Source organism: Mucilaginibacter sp. PAMC 26640 (assembly GCA_001596135.1).
Lineage (GTDB): Bacteria > Bacteroidota > Bacteroidia > Sphingobacteriales > Sphingobacteriaceae > Mucilaginibacter.
In genome coordinates this window covers 4,360,339-4,375,194 of the sequence record CP014773.1, presented here as the reverse complement: position 1 = coordinate 4,375,194, position 14,856 = coordinate 4,360,339, and the positions used below count along the sequence as shown (strand labels likewise).

The following is a 14,856-nucleotide window of genomic DNA, read 5'->3' as shown; positions in this document are numbered from 1 at the left end:
ATTATAGGCACTAAGCTGAATTAGACTATTAAATCTGTAGAAATTCTGATAAACTACCAATTTGATAGGTAAATGATTGATTCAAAGCCGCATTTACCTACCAGTGACAATCACCCGTGGTTCAAACACGCATCGCGCTAAATTATATGGTGGGTTGGCACCAATCTTGAATATGTGAGTCAACTCTGCTGTAGATTATAGCAGACCCCAAAAAACAACAATATGAAAACAAATTTAAAAAAAGCTTCATTACTGCTAACCGGCTTAATGGTTGGTGGTAAATTATTAGCCCAAACCCCCGATTCTACAAGCACAAAAGATTATGTACAACCGTTTTCTGACGGTGGATTACGCACTTGGTCTATCGGAGTGAATGGTGGTGCGTTAAGCCCCTTCACTATTTTCGGTACAAACAACAAACAAGATTTCAGAACTCCTCAATATGAAATCGGCTACGGAGCGTACATTAAAAAGCAACTGACTTCATCATTTGGTATACAAGCTGATTTCCTTGCTGGTAAAGTTAAAGGTAAAGATGCACAGGCAAATGGTGGCGGTTATAACAGCTTCCAAACAAAAATGCAATGGTCTGCTGCGTTGAGCGGTAACTTAACTTTAGCTAACATCAACTGGAGACACAAAAAAGGTGCTATCCAGCCGTATGTTACCTTTGGTGGTGGTGTACTAAACTACAAACCGGTATTAACTACAACTGCAGGTGCATCAACACCTATTTTTGCTAATGACGAGAGCGCTCGTGAGTTTTTTATTCCACTTGGTGCAGGCTTGAAATTCAACATCGCATCTGGTGTTAATTTAGATTTAGGCTACCAGGTAAACTTTGTTGCAACTGATAACTTTGATGGTTTAAATGTTGGTGGCAATGACAGATTCTCTTACGCTCACATCGGTTTAGAATTTGCATTGGGTAAAAGCTCAAAACCACAGTTAGCTACTTATAACCCTGTTAACTCTATGCGTACTGAATACCTTTGGGAAAATCAAAAAACCAAACAGGTATTGCAGGCACAAATTGATGCTGAAAAAGCAGCTAACGATAAGTTACGTACTGACTTAGATGCAACAAACGCTAATTTGGCTAAATTTACTGTTGATAGTGATGCTGATGGTGTTCCTGATTTCTATGATAAGTGCCCTAATACTCCAGCCGGACAAAAAGTTGATGGTTCTGGTTGCCCATTAGCTAAGGCAGTAGTTATTATCACTGAGGAAGACAAACGTGTTGTGAAAGATGCGATTACTAACTTAGAGTTTGACTTAGGAAAAGCTACAATCCGTGCTAAATCTTACCCAAGTTTAGACAGAGTTGCTAAATTATTAACTGATAAAAACTTCAGCTTGAAATTAGCAGGTCACACAGATAACACTGGTTCTGATGCTTTAAACTTAGCATTATCTAAGGACCGTGCTGAATCAATCAAAGCTTACTTAGTAAGCCAGGGTGCTAATGCATCACGCATTGAAGCAACAGGTTACGGTGAAAGCCAGCCAATTGCTAATAACAAAACTGCTGCCGGCCGTCAGGCTAACCGTAGGGTTGAATTCACATTATACTAAGGGCTAAGAATCGCGAAAATATATTTCAAGATTCAGTAAAGTCTAAAAATAAACAGCCCCGGTCATTTGACCGGGGCTATTTTAGTTACTAGACAAATTTTCGGTTACCGCTTGATTGTTATTTATTTACTTTTGTTTCTTGATTCTTGTTTCTTTACTCTTTATTTCTAATAATTAGCCTTCAGAAAAGAAATCTACCAGGCTGCCCATATAAGCATCGTTCCAGCCGTCGGCGATATCATTAAAATCGGCGTCGGGGATGTTGGTATGTTTTAGTTCTACGGATGTGCCATTTTTATCCGGATGCAGCTTTATAGTAACGATAGATTCGTCCGACTGACCGTCAAAGTACCATTGCTGTACTATTTTCTTATTTTCTTCAAACTCCACGTTTTTTCCCACAATGCTGCCTTCCCACATGGAAAATTCTGAACCGGGATTGGTTGACATTTCTGCTTCTTCACCAGTCCACAATTGGATCGTGATCGGATTGGTCAGCGCCATATAAATTTCTTCGGGCGTTGCCGGAATGATGTAGTATTTCTTTAAATCTTTCACGGACGCAATTTAGGAAGAATTTTAGATTTGTTTATGCCGTGTTCGGGTGTGTTCGGGCTGTTTACGCCGTTTTTATAATTCGCAGTATAAACACGAACAATTTACCAGTGCTGATCTGGTTGTCCTGCGTTGGCTGCCGTATTGAGCCGATTAAGTTTTGAATAAGTGCCTAAATTGTGCCGACCGGCATCACCGTTTTGCCATAAACCTCGTTCATTACTCCTGCAATGCCTGTGTAAATTGCGGATGCGCCGCAAATTATACCTTCGTAACCCGCCAAAGTAGTAATACTCTTGTTACCGGTGGCGTCCCCTATGGCTAACAATGCAAATAATATTGTTAATGAACCAAATACAAATTGTAAGGCGCGGTTAAGCTTAAGCGTTCCAAAGAAAAGGCAAAAAGTAAAAACACCCCAAATGCTTAAATAGGCTACCATTGCGCCTTCTGCGGGTTTGGCGCCCCAACCCAGTTTTGGCATAACGATAAGGCCAACCAGCGAAAGCCAAAAGAAGCCGTAAGAGGTGAAGGCGGTGAGCCCGAAAGTGTTGTTTTTTTTAGCTTCGATTATACCGGCAATCACTTGTGCCAGGCCGCCGTAAAAAATACCCATAGCTAAGATCATCGTATTCATTTCGTAAAAACCGGCATTGTGAATATTTAACAGAACGGTGGTCATGCCAAAGGCGCACAGGCCAAGTGGTGCAGGGTTGGCTATGCCATCTTTCACAACAACAGGTGTAGTCGGAATCATTTGCTAAAAGGTTTTTAATTGGTTTATCTGTGCAATCTAAAGCAAAAACTAATAAATAGCAAGTATATTTAAACTGTAAAAGCCAACGGGCGTTTATACTCGGATATGCAGAAACTTGTTTTGATTCGCCATGGCGAAAGTGTTTGGAATAAAGAGAACCGATTCACCGGATGGGCTGATGTAGACCTCTCTGACGAAGGCTTTAAGCAGGCCCGGAGGGCAGGAGCGCTTCTAAGAGAAAGTGGTTACACCTTTGATGTCGGCTTCACCTCAGTATTGAAGCGATCCATCAAAACGATGCATTTTGTATTGGAGGAACTGGAGCACCTTTGGATTCCCGTACAAAAATCATGGCGGTTGAACGAGCGCTTTTACGGCGCTTTGCAGGGTTTGAACAAAGATGAAACAATTGCCAAATATGGGGAAGAACAAGTACATAAATGGCGGCGCGACCCACACGAGCAACCGCCCGCTATTACCGAGCAGGATGAGCGTTTTCCCGGGCATTATTTGCGTTACAATGATTTAACCTATCGGGAACTGCCACTAACAGAAAACCTGAGCCAAACTATGGATAGGGTATTACCGTTTTGGCATGAACACATTGTGCCGGCTATTAAAGATGATAAAAAAGTAATTATCTGCGCGCATGGCAATAGTTTGCGTGCCTTGATTCAATATATTGAAAACCTCACCGATGAGGATGTAACTAAGCTGGATATTCCTACGGCCACACCATGGGTTTATGAATTGGATGACCGGCTGAATTGTATCAAGCATTATTATTTGTAAGCTGGTTTGCAGTATCAGTTGTGGTAGCAGGCGCAGTAAATACACTGCTGCCAATCGATAGAAAACCTGCTGGCTTTATCCTTTCCCTGCAACTGCTACCACCACAGCACTTTACTGCCCGCTTACTGCAAAACCCCAATCCTTGCCTTTATCAACAGCAGGCACGCCTTTATCCATCCAAACGGGGATAGGGGCGCCCTTTAAAAAATGATCAAAGAACTGGGCTTCGCGGATACTGATATCTTTACGGTTTTGTCTTTTTACCAGGTTGTGGGCCTCGTCATTGTATTGCAGCAGCCAAACCGGTTTGCCCAGCCGGCGTAATGCGGTAAACATTTCTATGCCCTGGTACCATGGCACGGCCCCGTCGGCGTCATTACTCATTATCACTACGGGGGTTTTTGCTTTAGGAAATTGAAACAGCGGTGAGTTCTCAATGTAAAGCTCCGGCTTTTCCCATAGCGTAGCACCAATACGGCTCTGGGTTTTTTCATATTGAAATTGCCTGTTTACGCCGCTTTCCCAACGAATGCCGCCATAAGCCGATGTCATGTTGGCAACAGGTGCACCAGCCCAAGCGGCTGCATACATGTTGGTTTGGGTGATAAGGTAAGCCACCTGGTAGCCGCCCCAGCTTTGGCCCTGGATGCCGATGTGAGCGGCATCAACCCAGGTATTTTTCTTTAAAGATTCAACACCCGAATTTACGAACTCAACAGCCGAAGCCCCCGGATGCCCGGCAAGGTAGCTGATATCCGGCGCGAACACCAAATAACCATTACTTACAAACCAGGAAATGGGTAGCCGGGAAGGCGTAGGGGCAGGAGGTACATAATTGTAAAGGCCATCACTTAGCTTCTCGTAGAAATAAGCGATCATCGGGTATTTCTTAGCCGGGTCAAAATTTTCGGGTTTGTATAGAATCCCTTTAGATTTAAAACCTTTCGGTGTGGTCCATTCTACCAGTTCGGCTGTTCCCCAATTGTATTGAGCTTGTTGCGGATTGATTGCACTTAGCTTTGTTTCGTTTTTTAAGTCTGATGAAATATAAAGGTCAGGCGATTGGGTGTAGCTGTATTTTGTATAGATAAAGGCCTCCGCATTTTTGGCTCTTTGCAGATTGCTGTATCCCAATGGTGCAACCACCACTGTAACCGGGTCACCAGCCATGCCCATGTTTTTTTGATAGTATCCCCAGTGCTTGGTTTCCTCATTTTGCGCAATTAACCATAAGTTTGCCTTTGCCGGGATGAATTTCTCATCGCTTACGGCGGAATTATAGCGGAATATGATCTTGTTTCTGCGCCCAAAACCATTGGTGAGATTGGCTGATTCCCCGGTGGCCGGGTTAACACGCCAAATATCATAGCGATCATAGAACAATACACTATTATCATCTTTCTCCCAGGCAACTACCCCATAAGCCGATGGATCATCCGGCACGTCGTTTTGTTCGTCGCCCATTTTTTGGACGGTTGCAGCAGTAAGGTTTATCTTTTTACCCGTTGCAATATTGAAGCTGTGCCAGTTCTGGTCTTTGCTATCAAACCAAATAATATAACGGCCATCGGGCGAGATACTGTAACGGGCTTTCAACCGGTTATTGATGCGGGTACGTTCGCCTGTTTTGGAATTAATGAGGTAAGCCTCCTGATTGTTGCTGCCTTCCCATTGGGATTGCACACGAGCGCCTGTATCACTCAGGCCCAATGCGTAAAAACCATTATTGTTGTCCGGAAGGAAAACGTCGTCGATAGCCTTATCACCCAGTTGTATTAACGCTTTTGATTGCTCCTGCGGACGAATTACCGCAAGGTAACTTCGCTTAAGGTCGCGTTGCAGGTTCTTAAGCTGGTAAGGTTGCAGGTAATCATCCTTATAGTTCCAAATATCTACCCTGGCTACTTCAAAATCTACGATCGTAGTATCAGCGGGTTTTGGGATAGGTGCGGTACCAAAGTAAAGATTAGCGCCGTTTTTGCTGAAGCTCACCTTACCATCACCACTTACAGCCCAGTTTGCTGGCATTCCTGCCGAAGCAGGCTCCGCAATTATAGCAGCACTATCTTTTGCGGTATCGTAATAATATAGCTTGAAAGGTTTGACTAAAGCTTTTTCGGGATTCTTTTCCGCTGTGAAAGCTAGCTGTTTACCCGCATCATCAAAGGCAAGGTTGCGGTAATTACCCCGGCCGGTGCTAACAGCTTTGAGACTATCCTTATCTACATCGTAAACAAACAGACCGGATACCACCGTTTTTGAGTTTTTCGGCGCCGTTACCGAGAAGGCAAGTAACTTGCCGTTTTTACTCAAAAGATATTCGCTTACGTATTTGAAAGTGCGTGACTTACCATTGAGCAATTGGCGCAGCGTAAGTTCTGCTCCATCTTTTACTGGCGGTGCAATGGTTGTGGCAACCGCTGTTTTAGAAGTATCTCCGGCGGCAGGGACTTTTATCGTATCGGCAGGCGAAAGGTAGGCGATAACGGAAGCTTTCTCGGCTATCTTGAATGATCGGACGGCCGGGATCTTTTCAACAGAACTGCCGCCCAATATCGCTATTCCCAACGTATCCTTCGGGAATTCCATTTGCTTTTTTTTCTTGATCTTTGCCTGGCGTAGATCCTTGAAAAACGGGCGGATCAGCATTACCGCATATTTGGAATCGTTAGTTATCCGGGCCGTATCAGCCCTTGGCACATGCAGCTGCCGTTTGTTCTTCGCATTGGTAATCACCAGTTCAGCGTCGCCCTCTTGTGGCTTTACTACATAAAGTACCCATTTGCCATCATTGCTAATGTTTTGATTGCTGATGCTTTGCCAGCCATCATATACAGATTGGTCTAATGGCTTTTTGTTAATCTTCTGAGCAGAAGCAGTTAGATAAGTAAGCAGAAAAAGTGCGGGGAGAATAACTTGTTTCATGGCGGGTGATAAAAGCTAAAGATGCTAAACTTTGTGCTTTAGTGGTGGATGAAATGAAAATTTACAAGTAAGTTGGCTGCCTTATAGTGATTGTGGATTAATTTTTTTATTTATGCGCCTTAATTCCAAATAAGAGTATGGCCCCTTTTTCACCGTCCGGAAACTACCAGATGTATTTGCAGGAAGGTGGCGAAATGGGGAAATTAACCCGCCAATATGATTGGGCAAGCAGCCCTTTAGGTAGCCCCGATACTTGGTCGCAAAGCCTGCTGACGACGGTTAGCATCCTTCTGAGGTCCAAATTCCCGATGTTTTTATGGTGGGGCCCGCAACTGATTCAATTTTACAATGATGCCTATAGGCCCAGCCTGGGTGCAGGCGGCAAACACCCCAAAGCCCTTGGCCAAAGCGGCGAAAAATGTTGGCCGGAGATCTGGCCTGTCATTAATCCGCTGATAGACCAGGTGATGGCTGGTGGCGAAGCTACATGGAGCGATAACCAACTCATTCCTATCTATAGGAACAACCGCATCGAAGATGTATACTGGACGTTTAGTTACAGCCCCGTAATTGATGAAACAGGCGAGCCTGGAGGGGTGCTGGTTATTTGTACAGAGACAACTGATAATATCAGGACCTATAATGCGATCAGCGACGCAAAAAAAGAACTTGAATTTGCTATAGAAGCGGGTGGACTGGCCACCTGGGATTATAATCCCCGCACCAAAAAAATTGTTGGAAACGCACGTACATTCCAATGGTTGGATGCTGAAGATAAGGCTGAAATTGAATTGGCAAAGGCCATTAGTGTGATGGCAGCAGAAGACAAAGAGCGGGTGGCCGAAGCGATATCCAAGGCGCTGGCACGCGGATCGGACGGAAATTATAATATTGAACACACCATCATCGATCCTAAAACTAGCGGGCGGCGTACCGTTAAAAGCATTGGTCAGGCTGTGTTTGATGCCGAAGGTGATGCCATTAGGTTTAGTGGTACCATGCAGGATATTACCGAGGAGTATAATTTCCAGGTACGCAAAGATGAATTTATAAGTGTAGCCAGCCACGAATTAAAAACGCCGATCACATCGTTGAATGCTTCGATGCAGATATTGCAAAAGCTGATAAAGAACGAGGATATAAACGATAAGATCCGGCTGTTTTTTGGTAAGGCGAGCAATAACCTGGCTAAACTGGTGCATCTGCTGGATGACCTTTTAAATGTTACTAAAATACAGCAGGGGCAACTCGTATTGAACAAAACCCGGTTTAACCTGGGGGAATTGGTTCGCGACAGCTGTGAACAATTGAGCCTTAACGATGATCATGAGGTAAACATTACGGGCGACCGGGAACTGATGGTTTATGCCGACTATCGCAGGATAGACCAAGTGCTGGTAAATCTCGTTAATAACGCAATTAAATACTCCCCGCAAACTAAGCAGGTAGATATCATCATAGAACAATACGATGGCCTGGCCAAAGTGCACGTTTCCGGCCTGGGCCTGGGCTTGTATATCAGTTCGGAAATTATTAAAAGGCATGATGGCGAGATAACGGCCGTTAGTGAGCGTGGCAATGGTAGTTGCTTTACATTTACCCTGCCGCTGGATTAACGGAAGCATTTCTTACTCATAATGTTGAGCCGATATCACCTAAAATTGATATTAAAAATAATACTAGCACCAGCGCTATGATGATCAGCGAAAGCAAATAAAACATTCTGTATTTATTGTGTGGCTCATTCCGCCTGTAACTCTTAACAATGTTGATTAGCGCCATTGGTATCAGAAAATATTCGGCAAGCCATGGTACTACCACTATCAAGGCACTTATATATGTAGTAATTGAATTTTGAGGTAGTGTTTTAGCTATTTGTGGGTATAGTATCAACCAAATAAAAATATAGAATCCAAATTTATAGTAGAGTTTGGCTTTGATAAAACAAACAGCATCTAGGTTAGGTTTGCTGGGAAGAATTTGCATGGCTAAATATATAAATTCTGCAACAATTAAAAACAAACCAGGCCTTGGCTGATTATAAAGCTATCCATGGCTTCATCCAAAACATCTATCTACGCTGCGCTGGCAGCTAATCTGCTCATCGCAATTACCAAGTTCATTGCCGGTGCCATCAGCAATAGCGCTGCTATGATCTCCGAAGGTGTGCACTCGGTTGTAGATACGGTGAATGAATTGTTGCTATTACTTGGCATCTACCGCAGTAAAAAACCGGCCGATGCGGCCCATCCGTTCGGCTATGGTAAAGAATTGTATTTCTGGTCGTTCATTGTCTCCATCATGATCTTTGGTTTAGGTGGAGGCGTTTCTGTTTACCAGGGCATCGCTCACATTATTAAACCCGAAGAATTGGGCGACCCAACCATTAATTACATCGTTTTGGGGCTTTCTATTTTATTCGAAGGTACATCCTTGGTTATAGCGGCAAAGGCATTCAACAAATTGAGGGGTGAAACGCCATTTTGGGAAGCGGTTGTTAAAAGTAAAGACCCATCAAGCTTTCTGGTGTTATTTGAGGATGCAGCCGCCGTTGCAGGTTTGTTCGTCGTACTGATATTTGTGTACATCAGCCATGCTTTAAACAAGCCTTATCTGGATGGTGTGGCTTCCTTATTGGTCGGGTTAATTCTTGTAGCCGTATCCGCGATATTGGCAAGGGAGAGCCGCAGCCTGCTGATGGGCGAAGGGGTATCGGCGCATACCAAAGAAAGGATCTGCGGCATGATACAAGATGATGGCGACGTTAATAAGGTGTTGCACATCCTCTCTACCTACCAGTCTCCGAGTGAAGTACTGCTTATGCTGATCATCGCTTTTAAGGCCGATCTTGACACGGCGGAGCTAAATATCGCGATAGACAGGATCCGTGATTTGGTTAAGAAAGAATTTAAACTTGTTCGCTTTGTGATCATACAGCCCGAAAGTATAGAGCACCATGAGCTTTGGAATGATGATACGCATGATATCGTCTGATTTGCATAATTTTGGATATACCTTATCACTCATGAAAAAACTAAAGCAAATTATAACCAGGGTTAAGGAGGTAAATGAAAATGGCGGTCCAGACCTGGATCTCCTTTGGCAGCTCATCTGCTACTCACCCAAAATGCCCACGCGCCTGCAACAGCAAAACCTTTTGGATGAAAGCCTAAAGTTTAGCTTGGAAGCATTTGATGATTTTTTTACCAAAGGAAATTTAGTTTTTAATGGCTTTAAATGGGGGGTAGGGTCACGGCTTATTATGATTACCCATGGATGGGGATCAAAGGCGGCTGATTTCGCTGAATTAATTACCGCTCTGCGCGAATTGCCGGACACTTCGATAATTGCATTTGACGCGCCGGGCTCGGGTAGCTCGGAAGGGGAATTGTCAAACGGTGAGCTATTTGCTAAAGCTGCGCTCGCTGTAATTGAAAAATATGGTACGCCTGATGTAATGATAGGGCACTCTTTAGGTGGCATGGCTAATATTATGGCATTGTCTCGGTTAACTACGCTGCCAAAACTGCTGATCAGCATAGCGCCGCTGATCCGCCTGAAAGAAAATTTTGAAGCAAGTATGAATGCTGCCGGGGTGTCACGCGCTGCACAGGAAGAATATTTTGAGAGCTTCGAGCACCGTGTTGGCCGGCCTGCACTCCATTATGACATTGATAAGCTTTATAAGTTCGGGCCGGAATTAAAACATTTAGTACTATATGATGAAGCCGATCTAATTTCCCCGTGTGACTTTGTTAGCGAATTTTTATCTAAAAGGCCTTTTATAAAAAGCAAAGAATACACAGGGGCAGGGCATGAGCGGATCATCAAATTGCCGGAGGTCATTAGCGATATTGTAGAGGCGGTTACACAGTTCCTTATTTAAATACCCTACTCAATTTAAGTCGAGAGTAGTTTTAAAACATCATCCCAGTTATTTGCACGTACGTGGTGGTGATAATTTATGTTATGAAAGGCATTGAACATAATTGTTTTCCCTTTAAAATTATCCAGGTTTTTAAGATGGTCATCAATCATGTAATCTGTGTTAATGATGCTTTTATCTCCGCAGAAAATAATGTTGCGCCAGTGGATAAATGGGAAGTTTACTTTCAACCACTCATGCTTTTCTATTAAACTTACCGGGAACTCCATAGCCGCCGATACGATGTAAATTTCATAGCTCTCCATTAACTTTTTAACCGCCTCAATTGCACCATCCATCACCGGTATATCAAGGAAAAAACCGGCAGATGTAGCAAACGTTCTAGCAGCTCCTGGTTCGGGGAACAAGTTAGCTTCATCCTTTCCAATCAGGTATTCTTTATTAAAAAGCACATCATAATCTCGCTGGTACCAATTCAAAAATTGTTGTTCTACATCGGCAAGTACGCCATCCATGTCAATTGCAATAGATTTTTTCATCATGAGGTTATAAGTATAGCTAAAGGTGATTTAGAGCCTTTTATGGCGTATTTACAAACCAACTAAAACGATAGTTTCTGTTTGATATTGCGTTGATTTTCGTCTTGAAAGATATAAATTAATTCTCGTTTAAAAATGAAATATTGGTTAATGAGTTCCGTTTAACCTGCTCATTTAAACCAAAAAATCATATGAAAAAATTTGTTATCCTAGGCGCAATTTTAGCGATCGCCCAGTTCGCTCAAGCGCAAACCGAAAAAGGTAGTCAAAACGTGGGGGTCAACTTGCAATTTAGCAGGTCTACATTATCAGGCAAATCAATTTATCCGTTCGACAACACTGTAACCAACATCGATCAAAAATATACGGCATTGGCTATTGGACCCAACTATAGTTATTTTGTAGCCGATGGGCTCGACCTGGGGGCTGCCTTAAACTACAGTTATTATAAAGCAGATAATGGAGACGGTTATTACCCAACCAAAACGGTGGATAACAGTTTTGGCGGCAGTATATTTCTACGAAAATATATTATGTACCAAAACAGGGTAGGGATTCGCACCGGGCCATATTTAGGGTACAGCCATTCTTCAGTAAAAAGCACCAGCACAGGTGCAAATTCTATTAATGATTCCGATAGAAAATCCAATACTTATTATGGAGGTGTAAACCTTGAATTGCTATTATACCCGGTGAAACAACTGGGGGTATCACTCATGCTGGCTAACTTAAATTACAGCCACTACAATACAGACAGCGGTAAACAGGGTAAAACAAACGGTGATTCAGTGAACGCCAATTTGGTTAATAACGGCCTTGGGCTTTCCGTATTTTACGTTTTAGGAAAGTAAAGATACAATTTTAGGGACCTCATTGAATAACTGCAATGAGGTCTCTATTTATGCGAAGCCCTAACCTTATTAAAATAGGCAATAAGCTTATCAATATTTCCCAATACAAATCTATTAGCGCGTATCTGCTCCACCACTTCGGGCTCGTCGCCCATTATGTCGCTCATGATATCAACAAAATTTTCATTGGTGAGATGCTGCATAGTGGCTGTGCTGCTGCCAAAATAGTAAGTTACCTTTCCTTTATTGCTGCCACCGTTTCCTCCGCCACCAAAGGAGATGCCTAGTCCGCCGCCGTAAGAGGAGCCATAGCCGCCACCTGTGCTCAGGCCTACACCCGGCGAGATGTGCACCTTACTGCCGCCGCTTCCGCTGCCGGCACCGCGGGTAGCGAAAAGTTTGGTATCCGAATCCACAACCACCTGTACAAAATCAAGATCCTTTTTGGCCCATGTTTCGTTACCGGGTGCGTGCGCTACCACAAAACTATCTTTCCCAACTACAAATGATTGCAGGTCGCTGGTACTCAGTCTGTATGGTTCCGTCTTTTCGCCATCTTTAAATTCAATAAATCCTTCGTTTTTTATCGGGCCGCTGCCACCCGGGTTAGGAATGATGAAGCCGCTGTATCGGGCTCCTCTAACATCCGTAAAGTAACCGGGCTGCCATTTTTGTGATTTCGCTGATACACCTACCAGCATGAAAAATAAAATGATTAAAATTGGGCGCATAATTAAAATACAAATAACGCATTTTTTACCTGTTTAATATATGATAAATGTTGATCTGCGCAGCGATACGGTAACAAAGCCGACCGCCGGGATGCTGGAAGCCATGTGGAGCGCAAAAGTTGGCGATGATGTTTTTGGAGAAGACGAAACCGTAAATGCATTAGAAGAAAAAGCAGCAGCAATGTTTGGTATGGAGGCTGCCATTTTTTGCCCTTCGGGTACAATGACCAACCAGATAGCTATCAAGTGCTTTACACAGCCATTGGATGAGCTTATTGCCGACCAAACCGCCCACGTATATCGTTACGAGGGTGGAGGTATTGCATTTAATTCGGGCGTGTCTACCCGGTTGCTGAACGGGTATCGGGGTATTCTTACGGCAGACATGATTGCGCCTGAGATTAATGCCGAAAACATCCATTATCCGCATACCAGCCTGGTGGTTTTAGAGAATACTGTGAATAAAGGCGGCGGTAGTTGTTACACCCTGGATCAAATAAAACCCATTGCTGAGTTGTGTAACCAGCAAGGCTTAAAACTGCATTTAGACGGTGCACGCGTATTCAATGCGCTAATGCATACCGGCGATGCTGCTGTTGATTATGGTAAATACTTCAACGGCGTTTCTGTTTGCCTTTCTAAAGGTTTAGGTGCGCCTGTAGGTTCGGTTTTACTGGCTGATAAAGCCACTATTAAATATGCCCGCAGGATACGGAAGGTGTTGGGTGGAGGAATGCGCCAGGCGGGGTTTTTAGCGGCAGCCGGAATTTTTGCGCTGGACCATCATGTGGAACGTTTAAAGATTGATCATCAGCACGCACAAATCCTGGCGGAAGAATTGCTTAAAAAAGACTGGGTGACCAATGTAGTACCGGTGGAGACCAATATCGTTCTGTTTGATACCATAGAGCCCGCTGAAGTGGTATTGGCCAGACTCGAAGCCACTGGAATTAAAGCGAACAGTACAGATACCCACCGCATCCGGTTTGTAACGCATTTAGATGTGCATCCGGAGCAGGTTGAGTATGTTGTAAGCAGCCTTTAATACAAAGGCTACTAGCCGGCTTCAGATAAATAAGAAAGTCCGGAGATTTAGCGTTAGCGAATATCTCCGGACTTTTCGTTTGAGATCGAAAATTTGTTACCTATCTCTTCCCTGGTAATCTACCATCCATTGCGGATACTCTTTTTTCAGCGCATTTATTTCTTCTATTTTATTAAGGTCTTCCTGCGTGAGGATCAATTCTGTCGACTTGATATTATCCAAAAGCTGATCGATCCGTTTGGCCCCAATAATAGTACTCGTTATACCCGGCTGCTGCCTTACCCAGGCCAGTGCAACTTGTGCCGCTGAAACACCATACGCATTGCCTACTTCGGTTATTACATCTATAATATCATAACTTTTGTCTTTATCAATAGGCGGGAAATCAAAATCGCCGCCACGGCGCGTATCCGCAGGTTTTGGATTTTCACGAGTAAACTTCCCGGATAAAAATCCACCGGCTAGCGGGCTCCATGGAAAGATTGCAAGGTTTTGATCGGCAGCTAAAGGAACAATTTCCCGCTCTATATCTCTGGCAGATAACGAAAAAAAATATTGCAAGCCGATAAATTTATTCCAGCCATTCTTTTCGGCAATTCCCTGCGCCTTCATCACCATCCAGGCAGGCCAGTTGCAGCACGCTATGTACCGTACTTTTCCAGTTAGAATAATATCATTTAATGCCCGCATCGTTTCTTCTACAGGTGTTCGTTTGTCAACACCATGTACATAAAGTATGTCGATATGGTCAAGCTGTAAACGTTTCAGGCTATCATTAACCGATTGGAAAATATGATAACGGGATAAACCGATGCTGTTGATACCATCATTCATGTTGCCGCGCACTTTTGTTGCTATTATAAGCTGGTCGCGCCGCAAATTAAGATCGATAATGGATTGGCCCAGCATTTTTTCAGATTGGCCAAACGAATATACGTTAGCGGTATCTATAAAGTTAATGCCAGATTCTACAACCGTTTTCATCAGGTCGTTTACTTCTCCCTGCGGCACTTTCCCAATGGCCTCCCAATACCCGCTGCCTCCAAAAGTCATCGTGCCAAAACAAATTTCAGACACCAGCAAGCCGGTGCTTCCTAAAAAATTGTATTTCATAATTGTGGTGATTTATGTAAGTAAAGTTGAGCCTTTGCTATGGCAAAACGGTCAAATAATGGTCATTAAAACTAATGCTATCGT

14 protein-coding genes are annotated in these 14,856 nt (G+C 43.5%); 7 read left to right on the top strand and 7 right to left on the bottom strand.

From position 1 onward, the window contains the following. The first annotated feature begins 222 nt into the window (after nt 1-222). Complete coding sequence (locus A0256_18910) at nt 223-1,578, top strand: flagellar motor protein MotB (GenBank protein AMR33343.1); 1,356 nt, start codon at nt 223-225, stop codon at nt 1,576-1,578. A gap of 174 nt (nt 1,579-1,752) precedes the next feature. Here the strand turns inward: A0256_18910 and A0256_18905 are convergent, their stop codons facing one another. After that, nucleotides 1,753-2,136, bottom strand: a complete 384-nt coding sequence (locus A0256_18905; GenBank protein AMR33342.1) for an ATPase — start codon at nt 2,134-2,136, stop codon at nt 1,753-1,755. 169 nt (nt 2,137-2,305) lie between these two features. Beyond that, complete coding sequence (locus A0256_18900) at nt 2,306-2,890, bottom strand: hypothetical protein (protein AMR33341.1); 585 nt, start codon at nt 2,888-2,890, stop codon at nt 2,306-2,308. A 105-nt stretch (nt 2,891-2,995) separates the two neighbouring features. Here A0256_18900 and gpmA point away from each other — a divergent pair, with 105 nt between their 5' ends. Further along, nucleotides 2,996-3,682, top strand: a complete 687-nt coding sequence (gene gpmA, locus A0256_18895) for a phosphoglyceromutase (protein ID AMR33340.1) — start codon at nt 2,996-2,998, stop codon at nt 3,680-3,682. A 111-nt stretch (nt 3,683-3,793) separates the two neighbouring features. Here gpmA and A0256_18890 read toward each other — a convergent pair whose 3' ends face one another. Continuing rightward, nucleotides 3,794-6,607 carry a peptidase S9 gene (locus A0256_18890; protein ID AMR33339.1) on the bottom strand — a complete coding sequence of 938 codons (2,814 nt, stop codon included), beginning with the start codon at nt 6,605-6,607 and terminating at the stop codon, nt 3,794-3,796. A gap of 137 nt (nt 6,608-6,744) precedes the next feature. Between A0256_18890 and A0256_18885 the strand changes: the two genes are divergently transcribed. Next, the gene (locus A0256_18885) at nt 6,745-8,223 is read left to right on the top strand and encodes a hypothetical protein (protein ID AMR33338.1); all 1,479 of its coding nucleotides are present in this window, start codon (nt 6,745-6,747) and stop codon (nt 8,221-8,223) included. 16 nt (nt 8,224-8,239) lie between these two features. Here the strand turns inward: A0256_18885 and A0256_18880 are convergent, their stop codons facing one another. Beyond that, complete coding sequence (locus A0256_18880) at nt 8,240-8,629, bottom strand: hypothetical protein (protein ID AMR33337.1); 390 nt, start codon at nt 8,627-8,629, stop codon at nt 8,240-8,242. Between the two features lie 30 nt (nt 8,630-8,659). Here A0256_18880 and A0256_18875 point away from each other — a divergent pair, with 30 nt between their 5' ends. Further along, entirely contained in the window at nt 8,660-9,601 is a 942-nt protein-coding gene (locus A0256_18875) for a cation transporter (GenBank protein ID AMR33336.1), read from the top strand. 31 nt (nt 9,602-9,632) lie between these two features. Then, complete coding sequence (locus A0256_18870) at nt 9,633-10,493, top strand: alpha/beta hydrolase (protein AMR33335.1); 861 nt, start codon at nt 9,633-9,635, stop codon at nt 10,491-10,493. A 14-nt stretch (nt 10,494-10,507) separates the two neighbouring features. Here A0256_18870 and A0256_18865 read toward each other — a convergent pair whose 3' ends face one another. Beyond that, entirely contained in the window at nt 10,508-11,032 is a 525-nt protein-coding gene (locus tag A0256_18865; GenBank protein AMR33334.1) for a 5'(3')-deoxyribonucleotidase, read from the bottom strand. Nucleotides 11,033-11,223: 191 nt separating this feature from the next. Here A0256_18865 and A0256_18860 point away from each other — a divergent pair, with 191 nt between their 5' ends. After that, nucleotides 11,224-11,883 carry a hypothetical protein gene (locus A0256_18860; protein AMR33333.1) on the top strand — a complete coding sequence of 220 codons (660 nt, stop codon included), beginning with the start codon at nt 11,224-11,226 and terminating at the stop codon, nt 11,881-11,883. A gap of 44 nt (nt 11,884-11,927) precedes the next feature. Here A0256_18860 and A0256_18855 read toward each other — a convergent pair whose 3' ends face one another. Next, nucleotides 11,928-12,614 (bottom strand): hypothetical protein, encoded by a 687-nt coding sequence (locus A0256_18855; GenBank protein AMR33332.1) that lies wholly within the window; start codon nt 12,612-12,614, stop codon nt 11,928-11,930. A gap of 40 nt (nt 12,615-12,654) precedes the next feature. On the opposite strand from A0256_18855, the gene A0256_18850 reads away from it, so the two are divergent. Continuing rightward, nucleotides 12,655-13,659: a threonine aldolase gene (locus A0256_18850; GenBank protein ID AMR33331.1), complete on the top strand. Its 1,005-nt coding sequence runs from the start codon at nt 12,655-12,657 to the stop codon at nt 13,657-13,659. A gap of 96 nt (nt 13,660-13,755) precedes the next feature. Here A0256_18850 and A0256_18845 read toward each other — a convergent pair whose 3' ends face one another. Beyond that, nucleotides 13,756-14,772, bottom strand: a complete 1,017-nt coding sequence (locus tag A0256_18845; GenBank protein AMR33330.1) for an aldo/keto reductase — start codon at nt 14,770-14,772, stop codon at nt 13,756-13,758. Nucleotides 14,773-14,856 lie beyond the last annotated feature (84 nt).

Excerpts from the sequence above, each read along its gene's own strand:
- A0256_18900 (AMR33341.1), bottom strand. The coding sequence starts at position 2,890 with ATGATTCCGACTACACCTGTTGTTGTGAAAGATGGCATAGCCAACCCT.
- A0256_18870 (AMR33335.1), top strand. The coding sequence starts at position 9,633 with ATGAAAAAACTAAAGCAAATTATAACCAGGGTTAAGGAGGTAAATGAA.
- A0256_18875 (AMR33336.1), top strand. The coding sequence starts at position 8,660 with ATGGCTTCATCCAAAACATCTATCTACGCTGCGCTGGCAGCTAATCTG.
- A0256_18850 (AMR33331.1), top strand. The coding sequence starts at position 12,655 with ATGATAAATGTTGATCTGCGCAGCGATACGGTAACAAAGCCGACCGCC.
- A0256_18845 (AMR33330.1), bottom strand. The coding sequence starts at position 14,772 with ATGAAATACAATTTTTTAGGAAGCACCGGCTTGCTGGTGTCTGAAATT.
- A0256_18890 (AMR33339.1), bottom strand. The coding sequence starts at position 6,607 with ATGAAACAAGTTATTCTCCCCGCACTTTTTCTGCTTACTTATCTAACT.
- A0256_18885 (AMR33338.1), top strand. The coding sequence starts at position 6,745 with ATGGCCCCTTTTTCACCGTCCGGAAACTACCAGATGTATTTGCAGGAA.
- A0256_18910 (AMR33343.1), top strand. The coding sequence starts at position 223 with ATGAAAACAAATTTAAAAAAAGCTTCATTACTGCTAACCGGCTTAATG.
- gpmA (AMR33340.1), top strand. The coding sequence starts at position 2,996 with ATGCAGAAACTTGTTTTGATTCGCCATGGCGAAAGTGTTTGGAATAAA.
- A0256_18860 (AMR33333.1), top strand. The coding sequence starts at position 11,224 with ATGAAAAAATTTGTTATCCTAGGCGCAATTTTAGCGATCGCCCAGTTC.
- A0256_18855 (AMR33332.1), bottom strand. The coding sequence starts at position 12,614 with ATGCGCCCAATTTTAATCATTTTATTTTTCATGCTGGTAGGTGTATCA.
- A0256_18865 (AMR33334.1), bottom strand. The coding sequence starts at position 11,032 with ATGAAAAAATCTATTGCAATTGACATGGATGGCGTACTTGCCGATGTA.